This window comes from Mycobacterium lentiflavum, assembly GCF_022374895.2.
Lineage (GTDB): Bacteria > Actinomycetota > Actinomycetes > Mycobacteriales > Mycobacteriaceae > Mycobacterium > Mycobacterium lentiflavum.
The window spans coordinates 3181112-3205320 of sequence record NZ_CP092423.2; the positions used below are offsets into that span (position 1 = coordinate 3181112).

23 protein-coding genes are annotated in these 24209 nt (G+C 63.8%); 9 read left to right on the top strand and 14 right to left on the bottom strand.

All coding sequences use genetic code 11. From position 1 onward, the window contains the following. The first annotated feature begins 220 nt into the window (after window positions 1-220). A complete protein-coding gene (locus tag MJO58_RS14915; protein ID WP_090602796.1) occupies window positions 221-826 on the top strand; it encodes an LGFP repeat-containing protein in 606 nt (201 codons plus the stop codon). A gap of 74 nt (window positions 827-900) precedes the next feature. Here MJO58_RS14915 and MJO58_RS14920 read toward each other — a convergent pair whose 3' ends face one another. Both MJO58_RS14920 and MJO58_RS14925 read right to left on the bottom strand, forming a co-directional pair. Beyond that, a complete protein-coding gene (locus tag MJO58_RS14920; RefSeq protein ID WP_434086234.1) occupies window positions 901-1728 on the bottom strand; it encodes a DUF1906 domain-containing protein in 828 nt (275 codons plus the stop codon). Window positions 1729-1906: 178 nt separating this feature from the next. After that, on the bottom strand, window positions 1907-3592 hold the full coding sequence (locus MJO58_RS14925) for a GMC family oxidoreductase (RefSeq protein WP_239719879.1): 1686 nt from the start codon (window positions 3590-3592) through the stop codon (window positions 1907-1909). Window positions 3593-3711: 119 nt separating this feature from the next. On the opposite strand from MJO58_RS14925, the gene MJO58_RS14930 reads away from it, so the two are divergent. Beyond that, window positions 3712-4278, top strand: a complete 567-nt coding sequence (locus tag MJO58_RS14930; RefSeq protein ID WP_239719880.1) for a dihydrofolate reductase family protein — start codon at window positions 3712-3714, stop codon at window positions 4276-4278. A 166-nt stretch (window positions 4279-4444) separates the two neighbouring features. Further along, entirely contained in the window at window positions 4445-4654 is a 210-nt protein-coding gene (locus MJO58_RS14935; RefSeq protein ID WP_239719881.1) for a hypothetical protein, read from the top strand. Between the two features lie 131 nt (window positions 4655-4785). On the opposite strand, the gene MJO58_RS14940 is transcribed toward MJO58_RS14935, so the two are convergent. The 4 genes from MJO58_RS14940 to MJO58_RS14950 form a co-directional block, all read right to left on the bottom strand. Then, window positions 4786-4980 carry a hypothetical protein gene (locus MJO58_RS14940; RefSeq protein WP_239719882.1) on the bottom strand — a complete coding sequence of 65 codons (195 nt, stop codon included), beginning with the start codon at window positions 4978-4980 and terminating at the stop codon, window positions 4786-4788. Between the two features lie 257 nt (window positions 4981-5237). Beyond that, window positions 5238-5822 (bottom strand): hypothetical protein, encoded by a 585-nt coding sequence (locus MJO58_RS14945; RefSeq protein ID WP_239719884.1) that lies wholly within the window; start codon window positions 5820-5822, stop codon window positions 5238-5240. A gap of 5 nt (window positions 5823-5827) precedes the next feature. After that, on the bottom strand, window positions 5828-6151 hold the full coding sequence (locus tag MJO58_RS28815; protein WP_350355894.1) for a type VII secretion target: 324 nt from the start codon (window positions 6149-6151) through the stop codon (window positions 5828-5830). Between the two features lie 48 nt (window positions 6152-6199). Next, on the bottom strand, window positions 6200-7525 hold the full coding sequence (locus tag MJO58_RS14950) for an EspA/EspE family type VII secretion system effector (protein ID WP_239719885.1): 1326 nt from the start codon (window positions 7523-7525) through the stop codon (window positions 6200-6202). A 238-nt stretch (window positions 7526-7763) separates the two neighbouring features. Here MJO58_RS14950 and MJO58_RS14955 point away from each other — a divergent pair, with 238 nt between their 5' ends. Both MJO58_RS14955 and MJO58_RS14960 read left to right on the top strand, forming a co-directional pair. Next, a complete protein-coding gene (locus tag MJO58_RS14955; protein WP_259608703.1) occupies window positions 7764-8159 on the top strand; it encodes a YbaB/EbfC family nucleoid-associated protein in 396 nt (131 codons plus the stop codon). Window positions 8160-8321: 162 nt separating this feature from the next. After that, window positions 8322-8780 (top strand): DUF2834 domain-containing protein, encoded by a 459-nt coding sequence (locus MJO58_RS14960; RefSeq protein WP_239719886.1) that lies wholly within the window; start codon window positions 8322-8324, stop codon window positions 8778-8780. Between the two features lie 330 nt (window positions 8781-9110). Here the strand turns inward: MJO58_RS14960 and MJO58_RS14965 are convergent, their stop codons facing one another. Then, on the bottom strand, window positions 9111-10244 hold the full coding sequence (locus MJO58_RS14965) for a cytochrome P450 (protein WP_239719888.1): 1134 nt from the start codon (window positions 10242-10244) through the stop codon (window positions 9111-9113). A gap of 636 nt (window positions 10245-10880) precedes the next feature. Beyond that, a complete protein-coding gene (locus MJO58_RS14970; RefSeq protein WP_239719890.1) occupies window positions 10881-11603 on the bottom strand; it encodes a TetR/AcrR family transcriptional regulator C-terminal domain-containing protein in 723 nt (240 codons plus the stop codon). Between the two features lie 78 nt (window positions 11604-11681). Between MJO58_RS14970 and MJO58_RS14975 the strand changes: the two genes are divergently transcribed. Beyond that, complete coding sequence (locus MJO58_RS14975) at window positions 11682-13658, top strand: FAD-dependent monooxygenase (protein WP_239719891.1); 1977 nt, start codon at window positions 11682-11684, stop codon at window positions 13656-13658. 940 nt (window positions 13659-14598) lie between these two features. On the opposite strand, the gene MJO58_RS14980 is transcribed toward MJO58_RS14975, so the two are convergent. From MJO58_RS14980 to MJO58_RS14995, 4 genes are read right to left on the bottom strand one after another with little or no spacing between them, the layout of a single operon-like run. Next, the gene (locus MJO58_RS14980) at window positions 14599-14991 is read right to left on the bottom strand and encodes a nuclear transport factor 2 family protein (protein WP_239719892.1); all 393 of its coding nucleotides are present in this window, start codon (window positions 14989-14991) and stop codon (window positions 14599-14601) included. Then, a complete protein-coding gene (locus tag MJO58_RS14985; RefSeq protein WP_239719893.1) occupies window positions 14988-15983 on the bottom strand; it encodes an NAD(P)H-dependent flavin oxidoreductase in 996 nt (331 codons plus the stop codon). The genes MJO58_RS14980 and MJO58_RS14985 overlap by 4 nt, the downstream gene beginning before the upstream one ends. Before the next feature lie 4 nt (window positions 15984-15987). Next, window positions 15988-16740: a 3-hydroxyacyl-CoA dehydrogenase gene (locus MJO58_RS14990; protein WP_239719894.1), complete on the bottom strand. Its 753-nt coding sequence runs from the start codon at window positions 16738-16740 to the stop codon at window positions 15988-15990. A 58-nt stretch (window positions 16741-16798) separates the two neighbouring features. Further along, window positions 16799-17944, bottom strand: coding sequence for an acyl-CoA dehydrogenase family protein (locus tag MJO58_RS14995; protein ID WP_239719895.1), 1146 nt, complete (start codon window positions 17942-17944; stop codon window positions 16799-16801). A 94-nt stretch (window positions 17945-18038) separates the two neighbouring features. On the opposite strand from MJO58_RS14995, the gene MJO58_RS15000 reads away from it, so the two are divergent. From MJO58_RS15000 to MJO58_RS28820, 3 genes are all read left to right on the top strand, one after another. Beyond that, complete coding sequence (locus tag MJO58_RS15000) at window positions 18039-18623, top strand: TetR/AcrR family transcriptional regulator (RefSeq protein ID WP_239719896.1); 585 nt, start codon at window positions 18039-18041, stop codon at window positions 18621-18623. A 128-nt stretch (window positions 18624-18751) separates the two neighbouring features. Beyond that, complete coding sequence (locus MJO58_RS15005; protein ID WP_239719897.1) at window positions 18752-20614, top strand: PHA/PHB synthase family protein; 1863 nt, start codon at window positions 18752-18754, stop codon at window positions 20612-20614. A gap of 5 nt (window positions 20615-20619) precedes the next feature. After that, window positions 20620-21582 (top strand): MaoC/PaaZ C-terminal domain-containing protein, encoded by a 963-nt coding sequence (locus tag MJO58_RS28820; protein WP_434086236.1) that lies wholly within the window; start codon window positions 20620-20622, stop codon window positions 21580-21582. On the opposite strand, the gene MJO58_RS15015 is transcribed toward MJO58_RS28820, so the two are convergent. After that, a complete protein-coding gene (locus MJO58_RS15015) occupies window positions 21476-22798 on the bottom strand; it encodes a LuxR C-terminal-related transcriptional regulator (RefSeq protein WP_239719899.1) in 1323 nt (440 codons plus the stop codon). The two genes, MJO58_RS28820 and MJO58_RS15015, sit on opposite strands and share 107 nt — an antisense overlap. A gap of 100 nt (window positions 22799-22898) precedes the next feature. Further along, window positions 22899-24167: a PucR family transcriptional regulator gene (locus MJO58_RS15020; protein ID WP_239719900.1), complete on the bottom strand. Its 1269-nt coding sequence runs from the start codon at window positions 24165-24167 to the stop codon at window positions 22899-22901. Window positions 24168-24209 lie beyond the last annotated feature (42 nt).

The following is a 24209-nucleotide window of genomic DNA, read 5'->3' on the forward strand; positions in this document are numbered from 1 at the left end:
ACTTAGAAGCTAATTAATAACCGATCGAGCGGTGTTCCGCGTGCCCAAGTCTGACGACTCGGGGTGCCTTCGGTCCTGCGGATGGCGCGATGCCCCCTCTCTGGCTCGCCGCCGATGACCGCGTTGTAAGTTCGTTCGGAGCTACCAGGACCTCGAGCGCCGCGCGCAATGAGGTCAGCCGCACCTTTACCCACACCACTGAAGGGGCGAGAGCAAGCCGATGAGGACGATCGCATACCGCCAAGCGGCAGTCGTCGGCCTGACTGCCGCGTTGATCACTGTCGGCTGCAGCAATGGCAAGAGCGTCAACGCGTCGGCACCGCCACAGACCAGTGTGAACGCCACCTCCACATCTAAGGTCCCAACGCAGCCCACCGAGGTGAAGCTCACCGGGGATGGTGGCGTCGAGGTGACTCTGACCGGGCCGATCGCCGCCAAGTACACGTCGGCAACTGATGATCAGAAGAAGGCTCTCGGCAAACCACTGACGGGTGACCGCAACGCCGGCACCCGGCCGAGTGGCTTGGTATTCCAGCAATTCCAGGGCGGCGTGATCACCGCCAAGAATGAACAGCCTGGCGCGCCCGCGTATATCACCACGGGCAAGATCCGCGAGGCCTGGAATATCCCACGCGACCCGGACGGCGCACCTGCGACCACCGGCACTAACGGTTCGGCGGGTCCGCTGGGCTTACCCACTAGCGACGTGAACACCGTCGATGATCTGCTCGTGTCGACCTTCGAGCGCGGCAAGATCGTGTACAACCCGACGACCGGCCAGGTCGAGGTGACCGTAAACGGCAAGGTCGTGCCGTCCGGGCTCTAGCCCGAATGATGTTGCCGCAGAATGCTATGCAGGCCGGGCGATACAGGGGAGCGGCTCGGACGTCTTTGCACGATCTATCGCACATCGCCACTTGGGTGGCTCCCATGGAGGTTCCACTGGCCGCAGTCGGGAGCCAGGACGTCGTTGACATCGACTTCAAGTCCCCCGACCTTCGGCCCGGGATTGGACGCAGTGCTGACGACGCGCTGGTAGAGGACTGCGGCGGGGTGGACTTGAGTGCCGGACCAGGCACGAGTTTGCCAGAGCCACCGGCGGCCAGGTGTGCTCGAAGACCCCACAACGCCATCGTCCGCGGCCCACTGACACACCCTGACGCCGCCGTAGACGCCGGTGCGTTGAACGCCGAGAACCGAGTTGATTCCGCGAAACCACTGCAGGGCAGTGTGATTCCAGGTGTCGCGATTGATGTCCTCATCGATGGTGAAGAAAATCGGCGCACTCTCGCCGCCTCCCGCCGTGGTATGCAGCTGCCAGGCGGTGCGCGCGTCCGCGACGCCGCCCGCGTAGCCCCGCGTGAAGTCCGACGGTGCCGAGCTACCCGGCTTGCCGTATTGGTAGTTGCTGACGATCACCAGACCCGCGGATTTCAATGAGTCAGCGTAGGACCGAGTGATCGGTTTGGCGCCAAACGACGAGCCAGGACGCGACATCGAAACGTAGTTGACCACCCCGCTATAGCCGGCGGCGCGGATCTGCTGCGCCGGAATCTGGTGCGCGGCAAAGTCAATCAGCTGAGGGGGAGCGGTGGCAGCCGCCGTGGGCAGGCCGCAGGCGACTGACGCGGCACCCAGGCCGGCCACCGCAGCGGCGTAGCGCAGCGCGTCGCGCCGGGAAACGACACGCGGTTGCGCGGTACTGGCCATCGGGGGCAAATTGTGCACTGCGCGATGTTAACGATGTGATTGTTGTTACGGATAGACCTGCGCCAGCCGAAACGCGGTTGCATTCCTAAATCGATACCAAGTGGTGACCGTTCGGCAATGACCGCGGAAGCCCGCGCGAAACAACGCGGCGCACAGGCAGATTCAATTCTCTGGGTGCCCTGACTCATGCCACGATTTATTCCACGATCGCCCGCGCCGCCCGCTCGGCGATAAGCATGACCGGCGCGTTGGTGTTGCCGGAAATGATGGTGGGCATAGCCGAGGCATCAACCACGCGAAGGCCGGCGACGCGATACACGCGACAGTCGGTATCGAGCACTGTGGCGGCCGACCGCGGATGACCTTGTGCGTCAAAGGCTCCCATCGCGCAGGTGCCCACCGGATGAAAAATAGTTGTTCCGAGTTCCCCGGCCGCCTTCTCCAACTCTTCGTCGCTCACCAGTTGTGGGCCGGGAAGCAACTCTTGGGGAGAGTAGCGGGCCAGAGCCGGTGCCGCCATAATCTGGCGGGTCATCCGTAGGCCGATCGCGGCAGTTCGACGATCGGCGTCAGTCGACAGGTAATTGCAAGAAATCTTCGGATTGATAAGGGGATCCGCGTTGGCCATGCGCACGTGGCCGCGCGAGCTGGGTCGCAAATTGCAGACCGAGGGAGTGATCGCTCCGAAGGGATGCAGGGGTTCGCCGAACTTCGGCAACGACAAGGGCTGTACATGCCATTCCAAATCGGCACTGCCTAGCGCGGGGTCACTCTTGGCGAAAGCGCCCAGAGTGGAGGGCGGCATCGTCATCGGCCCCGATCGCAACAGCAGGTACTGAAGTCCCATGCCCGCCCTGGTGATCCAATTCCGGTACAGCGTGTTGACGGTGGGGGCACCCCGGACCCGGTAGATGGTGCGAATCTGCAAGTGATCCTGCAGGTTTTCGCCCACTCCTGGCAGGTCGACGGCGACCGGCACGTGATGCCGGGCGAGCAGGCCGGCCGGGCCCAGACCCGAGACTTGCATCAGATGCGGCGAGCCAATAGCCCCGGCGCTCAGGATGACCTCCCGGCGGACTCGGACATCGACGATTTGGTTACCTTTGAGCAACCGCACGCCGGTGACGCGTTGTTGCGCCGTAGTCCACGCGCCGCGACGCTGATCCGCGTGAACCTCATCGTCCATCAGAATCCGCAAGGCTTGCGTCTGCGTGTAGACGGTGAGATTGGGTCGGTGGGCGACTGGATGCAAGAAAGCATCAGCCATCGACCAGCGGCGGCCGCGTCGTTGGTTGACGTGAAAGTACGCACTGCCGGCGTTGACCCCCCGGTTGAACTCATCGACCGGGGAGATGCCCACCTGGGCAGCGGCGGCCTGCCAGGCGTTCAAGATCTTCCAGCTCACACGCGGCCGCTCGACGCGGATCTCACCGTCGGCGCCGTGCCACTCGTCGGCGCCACCGAAGTAGTTTTCCAACTCTTTGTAGATCGCCAGCGTCTCGCCTGGGCGGTCCACCCCACCCCAAAGCCATCTCTCGTCACCGGTAGCCTGCGCCCATAGGTCGTAGTCGCTGGCCTGTCCACGCATGTGGATCATCGCGTTGATCGACGAGCAACCGCCGATCACACGGCCGCGCGCGTAGTGGATGCTTCGGCCGGCCAGGCCTGGGTCGGGTTCGGTCGTGAAGCACCAATCGGTGCGGGGGTTGGCGATCGTGTACAGATAACCAACCGGCACCTTGATCCAGAACCAGCCGTCTGTGCCGCCTGCCTCAATCAGGAGGACACGGCGCTCGGGGTCGGCGCTGAGCCGATTGGCGAGCAGGCAGCCCGCGCTACCTGCTCCCACGATGATGAAGTCGAATTCGGCGACCGGGCTCATTTCGGCATCGTTCCTCCAGGCGTCGGATCCGCGAACTAGTGTGCACTACGGTCTAGCCTCGACCTCTGAAAACTGTTGGTGTCGAGATGAGTTTCGCCCTCCGGTGCAGTCTTATCCACGTGGGCAAACTCATCTATGGCTTCAACGTGTCGGTCGACGGGTACATCGCCGATGCGCAACGGAATATCGGTTGGACAGATCCAAGCGAAGAACTGCACCAGTACTGGAACGACTTCGAGCGGGAGACCGCGTGCGCGTTCTACGGGCGCCGCCTCTACGAACTGATGTCCGCGTACTGGCCGACCGCCGACGAAGCCCCCGACGCCACCCCGATGATCGTCGACTTCGCCCGTATTTGGCGCAACATGCCCAAGGTGGTGTTCTCGCGCACCCTAGAGTCCGTCGAGTGGAACTCCCGCCTGGAACGGGGCGACCCGGTCGAGGTGATAAGGAAGCTGAAAGCCGAGACCGACGGCAGGCTGGAGGTCGGCGGGGCGACGCTGGCGGCACCGATCGTGCAGGCCGGACTGGTTGACGAGTACCGGATCGTGGTCACGCCCACCGCCGTCGGCGGCGGCACTCCGTTTTTCCCGACACTGCCGTCGTGGATCTCGCTGCGGCTGTTGGAAAACCGCACCTTCCCGGGCGGCACGGTCCTGCTGAGGTACGAGGCCATCCACGACTGATCGACCGCGTACTGGGACCGTTAGGGATCGTTACCGCAATCGTGATCTCGCACCCGTATCTTCGAACATGCGAACAGGCCGAAGCTTTCGGCCTTCCAATAACGCCTATCGGCGTCCGCAAGCCCGGGGGGCTGATATGACGACTGCAATCGCTGCGCATGACCCCGTGGAGACCGACGCGGCCGACAGGCAGGCCGACGTCCTGTTGGCGGTCGCGAGAGTGAACGCAAAGGCCGGGGACACCGTTGTCGTGGAACTAAAGCCGCGCTGGCAACTCACGGAAGAAGAGATCGTGCGCGCGTCGATCACGGTGATTTTGGTGGCGCTTGTGGCGGTGATTAGCGTCGCCGCGAGCGCGATCTTGACGATTGGGTAGCGGCGCCTACGGCTCGCGCGGCGAGGCCCGATCCGCGTATTCGTGTCGGTGGTGAAGTGTGGCGGCGGCCCTGACGACCGAAAAATGGTTAAAAGGGTTGAGTCATAGGGTGATCCATTAGTGGCGAAAGCTCAGAACAGCACGATGCCGAGGATGGCGATGGCCCCCAATCCGACGGCAATCAGCAGCTGGATCAGCCGACCGCGAACCACCAGCCGATACAAGGACATCGCGGCTATCAACGAGCCGCCAATTATCAGCAGTGGGCTGCCGCTGAAGAAACCGACCAGCAGATGCAGCTGATGACAGACCGTGGATTGGCACACGACCGCAAGGATCCCACAAACTCGTGTGTGGAACCTCAGGCCTTCTGCTGGTAACCGCCATATTCAGTTCCGACGTATACCTCACCAGATGAAGCCGCGAGTCGGTCGAGAAAGGGCAGGGGAGGCGTTGCTCGCGAGGAGCCGCAGCCAGTGCCTGGCCGCGCGCTCGCCGCATAGACATACCATAGGGGGTATGGTATTAATCTAATGCGGGCGTTATCGAACCGCGCCTCAATTCGAGGGCTCACGTAGACCGCTCAGTCGGTGTCGGCAGCGTAACGGGTGGCGAAAACCTCCGCCTGCGCCGCATCGGCCTGCTGCTGCGTCGGCAACTTCAGACTTGCGACGAGCTCGTCCGCGGCCCCGAGGTCGATATTCGACCGTAATGCCTGCATGACCTGAGCCATGAAGGTTTGTTGTGCCGCCAGTCCTTGTTGTCGGGCCAAATCGGCAACCACAAGGATCTCGTCGGCGAGCGCTGCCTCAGACATCTTCGTCACCTTCGGGCTCAGATCGATCAGCACGACACTTCCGTCCACCAGCGCCATAGCCGATACGCTTCCGGCAGGATTGGTCACCTTGACCAGACCGTCCGTCCCGCTCTGTGAGTCGTCGGTGGCGACGTGAGTCGCCGGACGAATCGCATCCACGTCGGTTGTCGTGTCTTGGGGTTCGGCAGTCAGCTGCGCGCGCAGGGCATCAGCGGCTGACCCCTGGCTGCCGTCGTCGCCGTCACCAAAAATCAGGGCCTGCCGGTCCAGGTCATCGCTCGGACTGGACTGGTTGCTGTTGAAGAAAACCAGCGCAGAGATATCTTCCTGGTCGTCCGCGGAGTGCGACATCGCAGTCAGCCGCCTCTCTGAAGCTGTTCGTCAAGAGCGGCGCCATGGGTGTGATCAGTCGTCCGATACGCTGTGGCGGCCATTTTGAGCGCGTCGTCACAGTCGTCTAGCGAACGGTTCAATCGGCTTCTGACGTCTTCGCGCCTCCGCGCCAATATATGCCGGATGCCGTCGACGCCCTCGCGCGAGGTTATGCCGTGGGTATTTCTGAGTTTGATTCGAAAGGCGTCATCGGGTGCGTCAAACGCGGCATTTATCCGCTCCCGGGCTTCTTTCAGGCATTGCCGTATGTTTGCGATGTCGTCTGGGTCGACTACTAGGTCCGGCACGGCGCGGTCTCCTTCAGGTGCAAATTCATTGGGGCAGAAGGTTGCTCGCTATGGCTTCGGCCGCGTTGCCGATTCGACCGGCGGGAGTGGCTCGTGCGGATGCTGCGGATCGACCGCCGCATCGACGGGAGCACGCGTTGCCCCTTCGGCGCCGACCGCCGCACCGGCACCGTCGACCTTCTCGCCGTGCGTCAGCTCGTTGTCCGGGGCCTTGGTCCCGGGGGTTGCGGTCTGTTTGAAAGCGTTGGTGGCCTGCGAGGCGGCGCCCTGAAGCCCCTGGCCGACCTGTTGGACCACGTTGCCCGCCGCACTCATCGCGGCCGGTGTCATCACTGGCGTGGCCGGCTGGGCCGGTGCGTCGGGGGCGGACGGCGCGGTGGGTGCTTGCGCGTGCGAGGGTTTCTTCGTCACGTCGCCTCCGTACCCGCCCTTACCGCCGGCAACGGGGTATCCCCTGAGGCGGTCGGGCGCAGGAGACGACACCGAGGAGGGCACCGGGACCTCACCGCTTCTAGGCGAGTGAAAGGTCGGCATGGTTGTCGCGCGTGTCGTGGGAGCGACAGTTTGGGGAGCGGTGTCGGAAAAAATCGGCACCATTTTGAGAGCGGCGTCGTACTTAGCTTGCACGTCGCTTTCCCATGCATCCGTGGTCGAATGTATCTCGGCCATGTGGTAGCTTGCCTCGGCGACCAAAGCGATCAATGCGGCTCCGACTGCACCCTTCTGAAAAGTCCGGGTAGCAGACAGCGCGGCTTCCTGAGCCAATGCCGCCGAGATGGGAAAAATTACACTACTGGCCGCCAGAGTTTGCGCGAGGACGTAAGAATATACGGCGTAGGCGACAAAAAGGCACGCGGTCAACCCGGTTCTGGTATACGAGAATTGCGACCGAATGCCCATCACCATCTCGGACTGTGACTTCGCCCAGTTTTGGAGGGCTTTATCTGCCTCCATCGCTGCTCGCACAGCGTCCTTTAGCCGATCGTTCGTTACCCCGTACGCCATTGCGGCCTTGCCGTGCCAGCGATTCTTGTCCGGTGCGGCCAGTTCCAGCTTTGAAATAGCTGAATCGAAAAACGCTCTGGACGTATTAAGCGTCGACGCTCTTTCAGGAGTTGACCAGCCGTTGACAAATTCCAGAGCAGACACTAACGCGATGCCATTCTCTAGCAAAACGGTCGGCTTCTTGTCGAGAAACGCCTTGAGTTCCCCTTTTGCCCACTGCCTCCCGACTTCTGTCATCACAGTCTGGAAGGTTGCAAATCCAGCCGCCGCCGACCCGGCCGGATCGTTATCCTCGGAGCTTTTGTACGCGGTCGTAACGTTAATAATGACCCTGAGCACCGCCGCCGCCATAGCCGCATCCGCCGGCATGGTCACCCCTTCCTACTCGATGCATCTGACCGCGCTCGAAGGCTCACTCGGCGTGCGTGGAGTGCAGATCGGGTCATGCTAGTTGCTTCGCGAGCTTAACAGCGCGTCATCGAAGCCCGTACGCCAAATTACTGCGGGACATCTAGCATTCAAGCGTTGTACACCAAGAGTGGCTGCCGACCGAGAACCCTGTCGATATGCTCCGGCCAAACGGTCTTCTTTAAGTAAGGATTTTCCGATGCCCGGCGAAACCGGCCCGCAGCTTGCCGAGGTGCTGCAGCACACGCAGGAAGTTATCTCGGCACTCGATGACAGTCAGTACCGCACGATCAACAAATCCTTTACCGCCACAGACGAGACCGCGACGGTCAGGGTAACCGTAAACGGAGCGCGCTGGCTAACCGGTCTACATATCGAGCACGGCCTGCTGCGACTGGGCGCCGACACGGTGAAGCAGCGCATCAACGAGGCCCTGCACAAGGCGCAGGAGGCGGCCGTCGAAACCGCCGAATCCGAGGAGGACATGTTCGAGCAAACGATCACTGCGCTCAGCACTGCGCTCCAGCAGCATCTCGGAGATCTCCCGGGTGCGAACGGAGGGCTCTCGGCTTCGAAGGAAAGTGACCCGAACTGAAGCGAGCAGCCCGGACGCGCCGCTAGTTCGTCAACCGGTCCCAGCCGAATCGTCGCGCAATAATCCGGCGACTTCCGATGAGATTAGGCGTCAAGTCCTGAACCGCTTCCACATCTGTTCAATTTCCAGCAGCCAGCTTTGGAGTTCCCCTAGCGTGTGTCCATGACAACGACCGAGACGGTTCAACCCGCATCGATGCCCCTCGCTCGCAAAATGTTGTGCGCCGTGTACGCGCTCATCGCGCTCCTGGCGCTTATTGCGACATGGAGCCAGACCGTCGCTTACACACACAGCGGCGCCGCCTTCTTCGGCACCTTCTGGCAGGACACCAAGGTCAATGCTGCGTCGCGCAACATCACCGCCGACGCGCTCATGCTCAGCATGTCCGTCGTCATCCTTATCGTTGTCGAAGCGAGGAAATACGGAGTGCGATTCGTCTGGCTCTATATTGTCGGCGGAGTCTTCGTCGCCATCAGTGTGACGGTCCCGCTTTTCCTTATCGCTCGCGAAATTCGAATCGGCGCTGCAGAACCTCCGCGGCTTCGCCCGTTCGATGTAATCCTGCTGCTTGTGTCAGGCTCTGGTGCTCTAGCCCTCACTACCTGGGTCGACATGGGCTGAATTTGCCCTCCGGGTCTTTCGGCGAATCGCCTGTCATCGGGTGCACAAGCTGAGGTACGGTCGGCGACGCCGTGCCGCGTGAGCAGCGTCAACCGCGTCGTCGCGACACAGTTGATTGGGCAGATGCAATTGCCGTCGTCAACTGGTAACCCTGCATATTCCCACCGTAGGCGCGGTGACCACCTGTGCCCAGCCTGCGAACAGGGGATAGGTGAGTGTCGGGATGACATATCGGTATAGGCGCAAACGCCTGTGTCCGAGTGCTCGACGTGGTTTTCGCGACAGCGGCGCGGGGCTCTGAGCTAATCAGGCCCCGCGGCCACGTCTGAATTAGGTTGGTTTGCAGCGCTGCCGGGGTGTTCGTTGTCGAGGTGTCAGTCGAATTTGCAGGCGTGAGTGGTCAAGCGTCAAGGGCAGCGGTGTGTGTGGGTTGAGGTCGAGGCCGGTAGCCGCGAGGCTGCGCTCGCTCAGTAATGCTGTCAGTACGACGGCGCCGAGTTGCAGCGCAAGGTCGGCTCCGGGACATCCTTGCGGGCCGTGACTGAAGAAGTTGAATGACCAAGAGGATTTAGCGGATCCTTCGGTCCAGGCGGTGGGATTGAAGTGGTCGGCCTCGGGGAACCGGCTGGTGTCGCGGTGGTTAAAGGTGTTGACGATCATGACTTGTGTTGCTTCGGGAACTGTCGCGCCATCCCACTCAGTAGCCCGAGTTAGGGTTCGTGCCAGTACGGGTGTGCTGGGCCATAGGCGCATCGCTTCGGATAGGCAGCCGATGAGGTAGTCGTGACTAGTTTGTTGGTCGATGCCGTTCTGCGCCTTCGCGAGAATGGCGGGGTGAGCGGCTAGCAGTGCTAGGCAACGCCAGAGGTTGATGGCCAGGGTGTCACCCATCGCGAACATCGAGTGAATGACTTGATGGGTCGGATGAGTTATGTCGCTGGCGGGTGCCGCGACGAATTGTCCGACCAAACTGTTGGCTGCTGCGGCTTGTACGTAGCGGTCCAGTGCGGCTAGGAATGTGCTGAAGAGCTTGGGGTCTCCCTTGCCGGGGGGGTTGGCTTTAGTCATAAGCGTCGCCAGTTGTGCCGAGATTTGTTCGTCGTCGGTAGCGTTGTCGCCGAGGATGATCCGCCGCGAAATGCGTTGTATTGCAGCGTGAAACTGTGGCCAGTCAAGGTTGTCGGGGATAGACAGGGCTTCCTCGTGAGCGACGGTGTCGCATCGGTTCGCGATCGCGCCGCTGCCGGTGGCGCGCGTCAGGACGGCGTCGGTGAATCGGCGGCGGTCGGACCAATGGCTGCCTCGGGATATGGTCAGGGCGTGCGGCTGAAATTTGTTCATCCCTGAGAGCTTGGGTTCGGGGTCGGATGCGAATGGCTCTGGCGCGTGGGAGAGAGCGAAGCGGATCTGATCGGGGCCAAAGACGACTGTGGAGGCGTGCAGGAAGGCGGCTTTGTGGCCCATCAGGTTTCCTACTGGAGACGATAGCGGCGGTCGTCGTCGTGCCGTGGTGCATTGACGGTGGCTTGGATGTGGCTGAGCAGCGCATGTCGTGCGGGCTTGGCTTCAGGGACTGGTAGTGATTGCTCCGGACTGCTCGTGGTAGGTGATGCGGTCGTTGCCGATACTGTCACGTAGTTGACGGCAGTCGGCGACGAAGATGTCGCGGACGCACTAGAGGATACGACGACGTTTAGTTGACATAATGTCGCTTATCGGCATAAACCGTTACGAGTTGCATCGAGTGAACGCGCTCGCACCTGTTGACGATTGGCCCATCTGCGTACTTCTCGGCAACTGTTCCGGCGCCTCCAGTCCCGAACGAGCCGTACCTTTCAATCACTTAGTGAATGATTCGGGTGTTAGGTGAAATCTTGAGCGAGCCGCGATCGCCCAGCGCCATGGCCGGTAGCCCACACCCTGCCGCGCCCTGCCGGGTCGTGCGCAATACGTCACTGTGACGAATTGTATTGAGGCGGCGGGGTTTTGTCCCGGGTTCGGTCGATCGTCTATACGATCTCGGATGGTTGTCGACATGGCTGACGAGTTGCCGGTTCATCCCGCAAGGTTTGAGCTCGAGACCTTCATCGTCGGCACCGCTTAAGCCGGTAGCTGGGTCGCGACCCCGGCAAGCACCGTGTTCAGCCCATTCTCGAATTGAGTCTCCACGGGTGGATGTTTAGCCTCCTGCACGATCCGGACCAGCGTCGGATAGTTCCCGGTTGCGAGCATGCGCCGCAGATACGGCCAGGACGCCACCTGCCAGGCACTCTCGTCGAGCCCGGAATCCTGTTCGGAGCGCAGCTCATGGTGTTCGCTTTGCAGCGCACCCGTCACGTACGCGAGCACCGTGCGGTAGGCATGCAGCACCACTTCGATGCTGTCGAAACTACGGCTCAACGCGGCGAACACTTCCTCACGATGGGCAAACGCATAGGGACCAAACTGGGGCCGACCACCTAGCAAACCGACGAACCAGCAGTGGGTGCGGCTGGCCGCCCGGATCCGATGGGCGACCTCGGTGAGCACCTCGCGCCACCCACCCGGTAACGGTCCCTCGATCTCGCCCCAAATTTCGTCGACCATGAGCTGTAGCAACTCGTCCTTGGTCGCAACATAGCCGTAGAGCCGCATAGGGCCGACGCCCAGCGTGGCGGCAACCTTACGCAGCGACACCTCGGCGAGGCCGTACTCGTCGGCCAAGGCGATCGCGGCCGCCACAATGGCGTCTCGGCTCAGCGGTGTCGGCGCCGGCCGGACCACCGGCTCGGGCCGCTCCCAGACCGCCATCGGGTGCAGGCCGTTCTCCGGTTTCGCTGCCATTATCCCAACCCTTCTGGAGATACACCCTATCAATCGATACACTGTATATTGCATATACAGCGTATCGAAGGAGAAGGTGTGAGCGATTCCGTGTTGGTGGTCGGCGGCGGCCCGACGGGCCTATCGGCCGCCTTGTTTTTAGCCTGCCGCGAAGTGCCCGTAGTGCTGGTAGAGAAGCATATAGGCAGCTCACCGCATCCCCGGGCCGTCGGCTGGACTCCACGCACCATGGAACTGTTCGCCGCGGTGGGGATCCACATCCCCGAGGCCGATGTCGCGGCGAGCAAGCCCCGCCGAGTCCGGGTCGAAACGCTGTCCGGGCCGTGGCAGGAAGAACAACCGTGGACGCCGAACGGCGGAACGCCGAGCACCCGATTCTCCCCGCACACAAATGCCCGCATGTCGCAGGACGAACTCGAACCCCTGCTCCGCCGACGCGCCGCCGAACTCGGCGTCGACCTTCGGATGGGTACCACCCTCATCAATTTCGACCAGGATCCCGCCGGGGTGTGCGCCCGACTGCGCGGTCCCGACGGCGCCGAGGCGACACTGCGCGCGTCGTACCTGGTGGCCGCCGACGGCGCCAGCAGTCGGATCCGGGAGGCACTGGGCATCGAGCGCAGCGGCCGCGGAGCACTGCGGGCAATGCGCAGCGTGCTTTTTCGCGCTGAGATCCCAGACGAGCTACGTACTCGCATCGAGGAAGCGCGCGCCAACGCGATCGTGCAATTTTCGGTGCAGCAGCCCAACTTCGGCGGCCTGCTCGCTCAATACCCCGACGGGCGGTTCATCCTCATGTTCGACGACGACGTCGAGCGTGACGACGCCACGCTGATCGGCTTCGTGCGACGTGCCCTCGGTGTCGGGGACGTGCCGGTCGAGCTTGTCGCCACCGGCCGGTGGGACGTCAGCGGGCTGATCGCCGACCGATTCTCATCTGGACGCATCTTTCTGGCCGGCGACGCCGCGCACGCATTGCCACCCAACCGAGGTGGCTACGGAGCCAACACCGGTATCGACGATGCGAACAACCTGGCCTGGAAGCTGGCGTCAGTGCTGCACGAGAAGTCGACCGCCGCCCTGTTGGACAGCTACGACGCCGAGCGCCGTCCCATCGCGTGGCTGCGCCACCAGCAGATCTTCGCCCGCCCCGACCACGCTTACGGCGCCATCGGCGAGGGGGAAATCCTTGACGACGACGCGATGGAGTTCGGCCAGCTCTACCGCTCCTCGGCGATCATTGGGGCCGGCGCCGACCTCCCGCCGGCCCGCCGCCCCAACGAGTGGGCGGGACAGCCAGGTACCCGGGCGCCGCATGTCTGGTTGACCCGCTTGGGCGAGCGGCTCTCGACGCTGGATCTGTTCCAGCGCGACTGGGTACTGCTGACCAAGGAGCCGCGCTGGCGGCAAGCCGCAGCTGGGCTGGGCATCACTTGCACGGTGATCGGCGCCGACGTGACGGATGACGGCGCCTTCCCAACGGCCTACGGGCTGGGCCCGACTGGCGCGACGCTCATCCGCCCCGACGGCTACATCGCCTGGCGCACAACAGAAATCCCGGTTGCCCCGGAAACCGCGCTGCGTGAGGCGTTCAGCCGGGTCGCCTCACTGGCGTCGCAGCCCTCACTCGAGCAGCGACTGGAACGGCTCGAAGCTGTGGTCACGATCCAGCAGCTGATGGCCCGGTACGCGCTCGCGGTGGACGCCGGCTGGAACGGTCGTGGCGTCGACGTCGCGCAGCTGCCGCACATCTTCGCCGAGGACGCCACTTGGAACGCGCCCGCCATGAATATCAGCGTTACCGGGTTGGACGCGATCATCGACAGCGTGCGCAAAGAAACTGCGGCACAAACATTTTCAATGCACAGCTTCACCAACCCGATCATTGACGTGTACGGAAACCGCGCGTTTGGCCGCTGGCGGATGTCGGTCGTGGGAAAGTCCGACAGTGACACCCGCCAGGCGTTTCTTGCGATGGATCTCACCTATGTCCGCACTGGCGCAGGCTGGCGCATCCGCTCAGTCGACGTCGCCCCGGGGACAATGATGGCCTGATGCTCATGGACTGGCTACCTCGGATTGCACTTCATCCAGCATTGCCCGACCTGGCTCGACGGCGGAGTCGCTAAACCACCGCCGCCGACGTTCTGTCTTCGGCTACCAGACGTTGGCCCAATTTGCTGCCAGCCGTGCCCACCGATGACCGACTCTCATTCGCCGTTGACCGGTTCGCGGGGTCCGTTCATATCCGTTCGAAGCGTTGGCTGACGGTGCTGCGTGATTCGATCGCATTCGAGATCGGCTACGCCTACGGGGCTCCGACGCCGCGACCTGGACATGCTCGATCTGACCGGCTTGGGCCGAATCCGCATGTGCTGGCCTACGGCAACTACGGCACTTCTACAGTGCGCTGAACCCAAGGAACCAAGCGTTCGGGACCACGGCGACGAACAGTGCAAACTGTCACCCGAATTCGACTGGGCCGTCAAGCTTCTGCGTAACTGGTGCGACGAAGGCGGTCAGTTTTTCAGCACCGCCGAGCGCTCCCCCGCGTTGTGGCCCAGCCACGTCGGTTGCAAGCGCCGAGGCTGAACTTTACAGCGCGGCCGATGCCAGCGTTGCGTGGTTGAAGAGACCGCCAGTAGATTGATACCGACCACGAAACCGGCCCGATCGCAGCGCAACTGCGAGTCATCGTCGACGCGGATCCCTCGAATCTCACGTACGGGCTGTTCTGCGTGGACTCGTTCGCCACCCAACGCTCACCCGCGAAGTATTGACCAGCTGCCGGCCAGCCGAACCACCCAATTACATGCGCAGCCTGCTCGGGCGGGGGCCGAGCACGGCGCCCTTCCGTCACGTGACGAGAGGCTAGCCGGATTCCAGACTGAACCGCTCAGCATCGGATCACTACCGCAGAACACCGAAAGACCGCGCTCGCTTCATCAGTATTTCGCGGCTACCGCCGCCGCAGGTCTAGCGACGCCGCACGGGGTCAGTGTGTGCCGCCGGCGAGCAGTTCACCCATTTTGGTGACGACGTGCTGTAGGCCTTGGAGGGGCCGAACCATCACCTTAACCGAGGTGATCTGGTCGTGGGTGTTCCAGGCGATGATGTCGATGCCTTCGACGTGAACGCCGTCGATGTTGACCGCGAATTCCAGGACAGCGGAGCGCTCGGTTTTCCATTGCCCGACGTAGTGAAAGTCAGTGCCATGGAACATGCGTTCGGCGGCCAGCAGATATTTGGCGACGAGTTTTTTGCCTTGCTGGGGGGTGAAGACGGCCGGGGAGTAGAAAACGGCGTCGTCGGCGATCAGTGAGTCCAGGACGTCGAGTTCTCCGCGCTCGATGAATTCGAGCCAGCGTGAGATGGCAGGGGCGGTCATACGGCAACCTCCGAGGGTGTGGTGATGGATTGTGCTAGGCGCCCGGCAATGAGCTGCTCGGCTTGGTCGACGATGCGGCTGATCAGTTCGGCGCAGGTGGGGATGTCGTCGATGAGCCCCATGGAGGTGCCGACGGTCCAGATGCCGGCGTCGAGGTCGCCGTCGTCGAACACCCTGCGGCCGCGCACACCGGCGACAAGGTGGCTGATGTCGTCGAATTGTCCTCCGTTGTTGAGGATTTCGACGACTTCCCGCGAGACCGTGTTGGAGGCTACCCGGGAGGTGTTGCGCAGCGGCCGGAAGATCAGTTCCGTTGCGCGTTCGTCGCCGGCGACGATGGCATGTTTGACGTTGGGGTGGATGCAGGATTCGGCGGTGCACATGAACCGGGTGCCCATGTTGATGCCGTCGGCGCCCAACGCCATCGCCGCGACTAACCCGCGGGCATCCGCGAAGCCGCCGGAGGCGATCATCGGGATGTCGATCTGGCGGGATGCGGCCGGGATGAGGACCAGTCCGGGGATGTCGTCTTCGCCGGGGTGTCCGGCGCATTCGAATCCGTCGATGCTGATGCCGTCGACGCCGAGGCTTTGGGCTTTGACGGCGTGGCGCACCGAGGTGCATTTGTGCAGCACCTTGATGCCATGCTCGTGGAACATCGGCAGGTGCGGTGCAGGGTTGGAACCCGCCGTCTCAACGATTTTCACGCCTGAGTCGACGATGACCCTGCGGTACTCGTCGTAGGGCGGCGGGTTGATCGAGGGCAGGATCGTGAGGTTGACGCCGAATGGCTTGTCGGTCAGATTTCGGGTTTTGGCGATCTCGTTGGCCAGATCGCCGGGTGTGGGTTGGGTGAGCGCGGTGATGAAGCCCAGTGCGCCGGCGTTGGCGACGGCGGCTACGAGTTCGGCGCGTCCCACCCATTGCATACCGCCCTGAGCGATCGGGGCGTCGACGCCGAAGACTTTGGTGAATTTCGTGGTGATGGCCATCAGATCACCTCGGTGCCATGCGGATTGCGCCGTCGAGGCGGATCACTTCACCGTTGATCATCGGGTTTTCCACGATGTGGGTGACTAGGGCGCCGTACTCGTCGGGGTCGCCGAGGCGGGCGGGGTGAGGCACCTGCTGGCCCAGTGAGGCGCGCGCGGCTTCGGGCAGCGAGGCCATCATTGGTGTCATGAACAGTCCGGGTGCGATGGTGACCACCCGGATGAAGTTGCGGGCCAGGTCTCGGGCGATCGGCAGGGTCATGCCGACCACACCGCCTTTGGATGCCGAGTAAGCAGCTTGGCCGATCTGGCCGTCGAAGGCGGCCACCGATGCGGTGTTGACGATGACGCCGCGTTCCTCGCCGATGGGGTCGGTCGCCGCGATCCGCTCGGCGGTCAGGCGGATGACGTTGAAGGTGCCGATCAGATTGACTTCGACGACTTTGCGGAAGTCCTCGAGTGGGAAGGGGCCGTCTTTGCCGAGGGTTTTGAGGGTATTGACCACCCCGGCGCAGTTGACCGCGATGCGCACCGGGCCCAGTTTCCAGGCGATGTCGAGGGCGGCGGTGACCGAATCTGGTTGGGTGACATCGGTTTCGGCGAAATGAGCGCGCGGCCCTAGGTCGGCGACGGCGTCTTCGCCCTTGAGGTCGAGTGCGACGACCGAGGCGCCGGCGTCGAGGAGCCGTTTGGTGGTGGCCAGCCCGAGCCCGGAGGCCCCACCGGTCACCACGGCGACGGTGTCGTGGATGTCCAAGATGTTTTCCTTTCGGTTCGCGATCCGTGTGGTGCGGGCCGCGGGTAGGTGGCCGTGACTAGCGGCGGGTCAGGCTGCGAGCGATGACGAGTCGTTGAATCTGGTTGGTGCCTTCGAAGATCTGCATGATCTTCGCTTCGCGCATGTAGCGCTCGACGCGGTAGTCGCGGGTGTAGCCGGCGCCGCCGAAGACCTGAACAGCGTCGGTGGTGACCTTCATCGCCGCGTCGGTCGCGATGAGTTTGGCGATACTGGCCTGGGTCGAATATGGCAAGCCGGCGTCATGGCGCCGGGCGGCGTGCAGGTAGGTGGCGCGAGCGGATTCCACGGCGGCGGCCATGTCGGCCAGCAGGAATCCCAATCCTTGGTGCTCAATGATTCTGCGGCCGAACGTGGTTCGCTGGCTGGCGTAGCTGACGGCCGCATCGAGTGCGGCCTGGGCGAGTCCGGTCGCGCATGCCGCGATGCCCAGGCGCCCGGTATCCAGGGCGCTGAACGCAATCTGCAGGCCTTGGCCCTCTGCGCCTATGCGGCGCTCCTCCGGTAATTGCACGTCGTCGTAGGCCGCGGTCGTGGTCGGTACCGCATGCAGGCCCATCTTGGCTTCGGGGCTGCCGAAACTGAGGCCTTCGATACCGGAGGGCACCAGAAAACACGAGATCGTGCCGCCGGTGTCCCCACCGGTACGGGCGAACAGGGTGTAGAAGTCAGCGATGCCGCCGTGGGTGATCCAGGCCTTGGATCCCGAGATGCGGTACCAGCCGCCGACGCGAACGGCTTTGCACGTCAACGCCGCTGGGTCGGATCCGGCCTGGGATTCCGAGAGGCTGTAGGCGCCGACCTGCGATCCGCCGAGCATGTCGGGCAGCCAGGCGTTCTTCTGCTCTTCGGTGCCGAACGCGATCAGCGGGTGACAGGACAGGCTGTGCACGCTTACCGCGACCGCGACTGCGGCCCAGTGCGCCGCGAGCTCTTCGAGTACCTGTAGATACACCTCGTAGGGTTGCTCACCGCCGCCCCACTGTTCGGGGTAGGGCAGGCTCAGCAGCCCCGCGGCGCCCAAGGTGCCGAACACCTCGTAGGGATAGGTCTCCTTGGCTTCGTGGTCATCGACGATCGGGTCCAGCGTCTTGGCGCCGATGTCGCGGGCCAGCTCGATGAGCGCCTGCGCCTCCTGGGTGGGCAGTATGCGGTCAACGGCCACCGGGCACTCCTAACGATACGCCGAATAGTACTGCATTACATTTATCAGTACAGATGGGAGGGTACCGTACGGGGCGTCGCAGTACTATCGAGGAGTGAGCCGTTCCACAACCCCGACATTCGGGACACAGCGGCGTGCGGCGTTGTTCGATGAGCTCGTAACGCTGGTGCTGGGTGAGGGTTTTGCGCACTTGACATTGGATGACATCGCTGCGCGGTTGCGGTGTTCGAAGTCGACGCTTTACACCCTGGCTGACAGCAAAGAGCAGCTGGTACGTGCGGCCACGGTGTTGTTTTTCCGGCGAGCTACCGACGACGTGGAGGCCACCGTCGCCGGGGTGCGTGGAGCGCGCGCGCAGATCAGTGCGTATTTGTCGGCGGTCGGTACCGCTCTGGACGCGGCCTCGGATCAGTTCATGGCCGACCTGGACGGATTCGCCCCCGCGCGCGAGGTATACGAGACGAACACCGCGCTGGCCGCCCGGCGTGTGCAGGAGCTGATCGCCGCCGGGGTGGCCGACGGTGAGTTCCGCGACGTGCATGCCGCGTTCGCCGCCGATCTGGCGGCCACGATGATGGTGCGCATTCAGCAGCGCAGGGTGCGCGCCAGCACCGGTCTCGACGACGCCAGCGCCTACCGCGAACTCGCCGCCATCCTGACCGCCGGGATCAATGCCTGACACGGTGGCAAGCGTGGCGCGGGTGCGCCGGGTTTGCAGTGACTATGCGCCAAAAATGCCCACTCGGGGGACATGGTTACGGCAAATGGGCGGTCCCCGAGGGCCGGTGCGCTTCCTAGCGTAAAGGCATGGACGCCGACTCCCCCACCGTCAAGCCCGCAGCGTCGAAGGCCACCCGCTCCTGGTCGCGCAACGGCTCCGCCGCCGCGAAAACCAAATCGGTGGCCACTCCTCCGCGGGCGGCGCCAGCGCCGGAACCGTCGGCGGCCCGCGCTAAGCAAGCCCGCGCCGAGCGCCCGCAGATCACCGACAGCGCCGGACAAGTGCAAAACGTCGGTCTCGATCAACTGATGGCAGAGGCCGCCCACACGCAGAACCGCTTCATCCCCGGCTCTGAATTCGTCAAAGCGCTCGGCGGGCTGGCCAAGCGCCCAAGCAAGGTCGCCGGGCACACCGCCACGGTGGTCAGCGATCTGGCGCGGATCATCACCGGAGAATCGGGGCGCACACCCCTCAAAGGTGACTCGCGGTTCCGCGACCCAGCCTGGACACAGAGTTGGCTGTTTCGCCGGATCTGCCAAAGCTATTTGAGCATAAGCGATTTCGCACATGCCCTGGCCGATGAACCCGACCTGGAATGGGCTGACCGCGAGCGCCTGCACTTGATCCTGGACAACTTGATCGATGCGCTGTCCCCCACCAATTTCCCGCTGACCAACCCGACGGTGTGGAAAACCACCATCGACCGCGGCGGAGAGAACTTCGTCACCGGTGCACGCGCCGCATTACGCGACGCGCGCTCACCGGTCAAGCTGCCCGCCAACGTTGACAAGTCACCGTTCAAGGTCGGCGAGACGTTGGCCGCCTCTCCCGGAGCAGTGGTGCGCCGCGATGAGCGCTTCGAACTGATCCAGTACGAACCGCGCGTCGACGAAGTGTACAAAAGCCCGGTGCTGCTCATTCCCCCGATGATCAGCAAGTACTACGTTGTCGATCTCTCGCCGGGCAAGAGCATGGTGGAGTTCCTCGGCGATCACGGCCTGCAGCCGTTCGCGTTATCGTGGGCTAACCCGACCCGCGAGAACGCCGGCTGGAGCCTGGAAGACTATCTGCAGTCAATCGTGGCCGCGATCGAGACCACCCGCGAGGTCACCGGAGCCGACGCGGTGCACGTCGTCGGGTTCTGCGCGGGAGGGATCGCCACCGCCATTGCGGTCGCGCATCTGGCCGCACTGGGCAAAATCGACCACGTCGCCACATTGAGCCTGATGGTCACCGTGCTCGATGTGCGTCGCGGCGGGCCGGTGCTGTCGATGGCCTCACCCGACATGGCCGAGGCCGCCAAAGCCAAGATCCGTCGCAAAGGCTATCTGGCCGGCACCGAGTTGGCGCGCACCTTCGCCTGGCTGCGGCCCAACGAAATGATCTGGAACAACTTCGTCAACAACTACTACCTAGGCAACAAGCCGCCAGCATTCGATCTGCTGTTCTGGAACCAGGATTCGATGAACATGCCCGCCGCGCTGCACGCGGACCTGATGGACATCGGCATGACCAACCCGCTGATCGAACCAGGCGCGCTGACCGTGCTGGGCACCCCGATCGACCTCCGCCAGATCACCTGCGACTCCTATGTCGCCGGCGGGGAAACCGATCACCTCACACCGTGGCCGAGTTGCTACCGCAGTGTCGCGATGCTTGGCGGCAAGACAAAGTTCGCGCTGTCGACCAGCGGCCACATCGCCGCGGTCATCCACCCCCCGGGCAACCCGAAATCGTCGTACCGTCTCGGCGACGAATCCTGCGCGACTCCCGAGGAATGGCTGCGCTCAGCGACGATGCACAAGGGCACCTGGTGGCAGGACTGGGCGCCGTGGCTGGTCGAACGCGCCGGTGAGAAGGTTGCCGCACCGAAGCGGCTGGGCAACAAGGACTTCCGGCCGCTGACGCCGGCGCCCGGCAAGTACGTGCTCAAGCAGTCGCAGGGCTGAGTGCGATGCCCATCGACATCGAGGCTGTGCTCGGAGCGACGCTTCCCCAGCGGCAAAGTTCCTGGACCCCCTCGGAGGTGATCCTTTATCACCTGGGCGTGGGTGCGGGCTCGACGCCCACCGATCCAGCCGAACTGGAATACACCTACGAAGCGCACCTCAAAGTGTTGCCGTCCTACAGGGTGATTCCGGCGGTGCCGATGCTGCCTGACATGCTCAAGGTACCCGGCATCGACGTCGATTTCGCTCAATTACTGTACGGTGAACAGGAATTGGAGATCCACCAGGCATTGCCGGTACATGCCGAGGTGTGCACTTCGGCCACGATCTGCGACATCGCCGACAAAGGCGGCGGGGCGCTGGTGGTGCTCGAGGCGGTCACCACCGAGGCAGCCACCGCTCAGCCGCTGGTCACCAACCGGTTCAGCGCGTTCGTGCGCGGCGAGGGCGGGTTTGGCCGGGCCTCGTCGCGTACGCCCGGGACTGCGCCGCCTGCCCCCACCGGGCCGTCGGACGCTGAAATCACCTGCAGCACAGTGCCTTCGCAGGCTCTGCTGTACCGGCTCTCAGGCGACATGAATCCCATTCACGCCGATCCCGTGTTCGCCCGCCGCGGCGGCTTCGAGCGGCCGATCCTGCACGGCCTGTGCAGCTACGGGATGGTGTGCAAGGCAGTGTGGACGCGGTCTTGGGCGGCGATGTCAGCGCGGTGGCCCGCTACCGGGCCCGTTTCGCCGGGGTGCTCTATCCGGGTGAAACGATCGAGGTGCGGATGTGGCGCACCAAGGGTTCGGTCATCATCGATGCGGTCTGCAAGGAGCGCGGGACTGCGGTGCTGTCCAACGCGATCATCGACATCCGTTAACTCGGGGCGGTTGTCGGTCGGCGGGGTATCGTCGGCGGCCCCCAATGCACCGCGGTCATCCGCATGTAGCGAAACACCGCCTCGGCGCGGTTGGAGGCCTTGAGTTTGCGCAGGATGTGCTTGACATGGGTTTTGACGGTGCCTTCCGAGATCACCAGGTGGGTGGCGATCGAGCCGTTGCTCTTACCCTGGGCCATCAGGGAGACCACTTCGATCTCGCGTCGCGACAGCAGGTCCTCGATGCCGGAGTCGGCGGCCAGCGACGCCGCGACCGGGGCGTGGGCGCCAGCGGCCTCGTGCCCGTGACGCGGCCGACCGAGCGTGGTCCGCGCGGTGCACACCTCATCGGCGGCACTGGCGAGGTCGCGGGCCATGCGCTGAATCTCGTTGCGGGCGAAGCGTAACCGCTCGCTGAGCGCGGTGCGCTGGTAGGCGTAGCCGAATCCTTCGGCGAACATCCATAGCACCGCCATGTCCTCGTCGTCGACGTGGCGTCGGCTGTTGTAGCAGTCGGCGTGGAGCAGCCCGATGATCCGGCCGTCGGGCATGATCGGCGCGGCGACATAGGACCGTGACAGCGATACCCGACCGATCACCGCGTTGGTGCGGCGGTCCTGCTGGGCGTCGGAGACCAGCACCGGCGCGCGGCGCCGCATGATTTCGGATTCGATCAGCGGGTGGTCGATGAGCATTGGATGCTCGCGGGCCGCCCGTACGATGTCGCTGGCCCATTCGGCGTCAGCCTTGACGTGCACGGCTTCCACCCACCAGGTCGATTCCTCCACCCGCGAGATGATCGCCCGGTCAAAGCCGCAGCGACACAACTCAGCCGGGGCTCGGTCGATCATCTGCTCGACCGAGTCCACGCCACGCAGCCGCGACAGCGCGTTGCGCACCGCGGCGTAGCGGGCGTTGCGCTGTGCGGCGTGGGTCACGGTGACCTCGACACGCAGCTGGCCGATTTCGCCGAGCAGCTCGATGTTCCGGGCGACCGCCGGGGACGGCATCGCGACCGCGGCGCCGGTGCCGCGGGCGGCGACCACGGTGTAGGCGGCATCGAGTGCCGCGCGGACCCGGTGGAAGTCGCGGCCGTCCCCGACGCAAGGCGATTCCGCGGTGCCCGGTAGCTCGCCGACCCGGTGAAGTACCGCAATCACCCGCTCACGCAGCGCGTTGTCGCGCAGCGGGTCACCGACCACCGCCCACTCGTCGGCGTCGGGGACGCGGATCGAGCGGATCGGTGAACGGTGCTCGACAGGTTCACGTACCGGGGCCCAACGACGGGCGGCATCGGCGTGATCAACAGCGGCGTCAGTCACATATCCGACCGTAAAGAGACGGCCGTCACTTGAACATGGAAGCGCGTTCCAAATTCGCGTGTGCGCACTAGAAGCTCGTTACAGGCCAAGCTACAAACCGCTATATATCAGGGTGACCGGAGCTGGCCAGCCCGCCGGGGCTCAGATGCGGGCCGGCGGACGCGAGGCGCAGCGCCACCTCGAGCTCGAGGCGGCGCTCGGTGATCGGGCGTCCAAGGAGCTCTTTAGCTTGGCCGACCCGGTACATCACGGTGTTTTGATGGATGCCGAGGCGCTCGGCGGTGCGGCCCCAGCTCATGGCTTCGTCGAAGAACGCGGTCAAAGTGTCGCGCAGCCGACGGCTGCGTTCGGAGTCATCGGCCAACTCGCCGAGTTCGTCTTGGACGAACACCCCGGCCGCGGACAAATCGGAGGTAACCAGGGCATCCAGAGCGACGTCGTGGTACGCGGTCACCGAGCCGGCGGGGTGGGAGAACACCCCACTCATGCGTCGCGCCTCGCGGGCCTGGCGGTGCGATTGGATGAAGCCGTCCAGCCCGTGGCCCATTCCCCCGACCGCGGCCTGCAACGGAGGATCCAGTCGCCATTCCTCGGGTGGGCGGTCACCGATACTGGGCCCGCTGATCCATGCCCACACCATCGAGGTGCCGCCGGGTACAACAAGCATCTCGATGCCTTTGAGGTGGTGGGCGATCTCGTTAGCGGCGCGTTTGAGCGCTTGCAGGGGTGGTTTGTCGGCGCTGAGCGGGTCGGTCCAGACGATAATGGCGACGTGGCCGCGGTCGAGGTTGTAACTTAGCGCCGCGCTGGTCACGTGCAGGTCGACCGGCCGGCCGGCCACGATCGCCATGACGAGTTCGGCACGCACCGAGTCCGCGCCGCGCACCCACAGCTCGCGTTCGCGCTGATAGTGATCGACCAGGTCGCCGGAGATTTTTTCGCAGTAGCCGAACAGGTACTGGGAGGCGGCGCTGGCCAGTCTCTTTTTGGTTTCCTCCGACACGTCGAGATGGTTGACGGCATCGCGCATCGCAGCGTCGCAAAGTCCCAGCCCAGTCACATAGCAGCGCGGGATGGCGGAGACGGTGATGCCGCGCTGAGCCAGGTTGGCCACCCAGTTCAAGGTGGTGTCGGAGGCTTCGGCAGCCGAGGGTTGCTCGCCAGCGGCGAAGCCGCGCAGCACGGCTTGGACATTGCTGTAGGCGGCCTGCACGGTGAGCTGCTCGAGGTCTTTGTCTTCGAGGTCGTGCAAGTCGGCGACTACTTCGACGGCGCGAAGACCGATGCGTTCACCGAGGTCGGCCATGTCGACGGCGGCGGTGAACGCGGAGATCTCCTCAGGGCTTCCCGGTGTGGGATCTTGAGCCATGGACGCCCCCAAACCGCGGTTTTCGATGCGACAAACCTAGCA

Excerpts from the sequence above, each read along its gene's own strand:
- MJO58_RS14915 (WP_090602796.1), top strand. The coding sequence starts at position 221 with ATGAGGACGATCGCATACCGCCAAGCGGCAGTCGTCGGCCTGACTGCC.
- MJO58_RS14925 (WP_239719879.1), bottom strand. The coding sequence starts at position 3,592 with ATGAGCCCGGTCGCCGAATTCGACTTCATCATCGTGGGAGCAGGTAGC.
- MJO58_RS14945 (WP_239719884.1), bottom strand. The coding sequence starts at position 5,822 with ATGTCGCACTCCGCGGACGACCAGGAAGATATCTCTGCGCTGGTTTTC.
- MJO58_RS14950 (WP_239719885.1), bottom strand. The coding sequence starts at position 7,525 with ATGCCGGCGGATGCGGCTATGGCGGCGGCGGTGCTCAGGGTCATTATT.
- MJO58_RS14955 (WP_259608703.1), top strand. The coding sequence starts at position 7,764 with ATGCCCGGCGAAACCGGCCCGCAGCTTGCCGAGGTGCTGCAGCACACG.
- MJO58_RS14960 (WP_239719886.1), top strand. The coding sequence starts at position 8,322 with ATGACAACGACCGAGACGGTTCAACCCGCATCGATGCCCCTCGCTCGC.
- MJO58_RS14965 (WP_239719888.1), bottom strand. The coding sequence starts at position 10,244 with ATGGGCCACAAAGCCGCCTTCCTGCACGCCTCCACAGTCGTCTTTGGC.
- MJO58_RS14970 (WP_239719890.1), bottom strand. The coding sequence starts at position 11,603 with ATGGCAGCGAAACCGGAGAACGGCCTGCACCCGATGGCGGTCTGGGAG.
- MJO58_RS14980 (WP_239719892.1), bottom strand. The coding sequence starts at position 14,991 with ATGACCGCCCCTGCCATCTCACGCTGGCTCGAATTCATCGAGCGCGGA.
- MJO58_RS14985 (WP_239719893.1), bottom strand. The coding sequence starts at position 15,983 with ATGGCCATCACCACGAAATTCACCAAAGTCTTCGGCGTCGACGCCCCG.
- MJO58_RS15005 (WP_239719897.1), top strand. The coding sequence starts at position 18,752 with ATGGACGCCGACTCCCCCACCGTCAAGCCCGCAGCGTCGAAGGCCACC.
- MJO58_RS28820 (WP_434086236.1), top strand. The coding sequence starts at position 20,620 with ATGCCCATCGACATCGAGGCTGTGCTCGGAGCGACGCTTCCCCAGCGG.
- MJO58_RS15020 (WP_239719900.1), bottom strand. The coding sequence starts at position 24,167 with ATGGCTCAAGATCCCACACCGGGAAGCCCTGAGGAGATCTCCGCGTTC.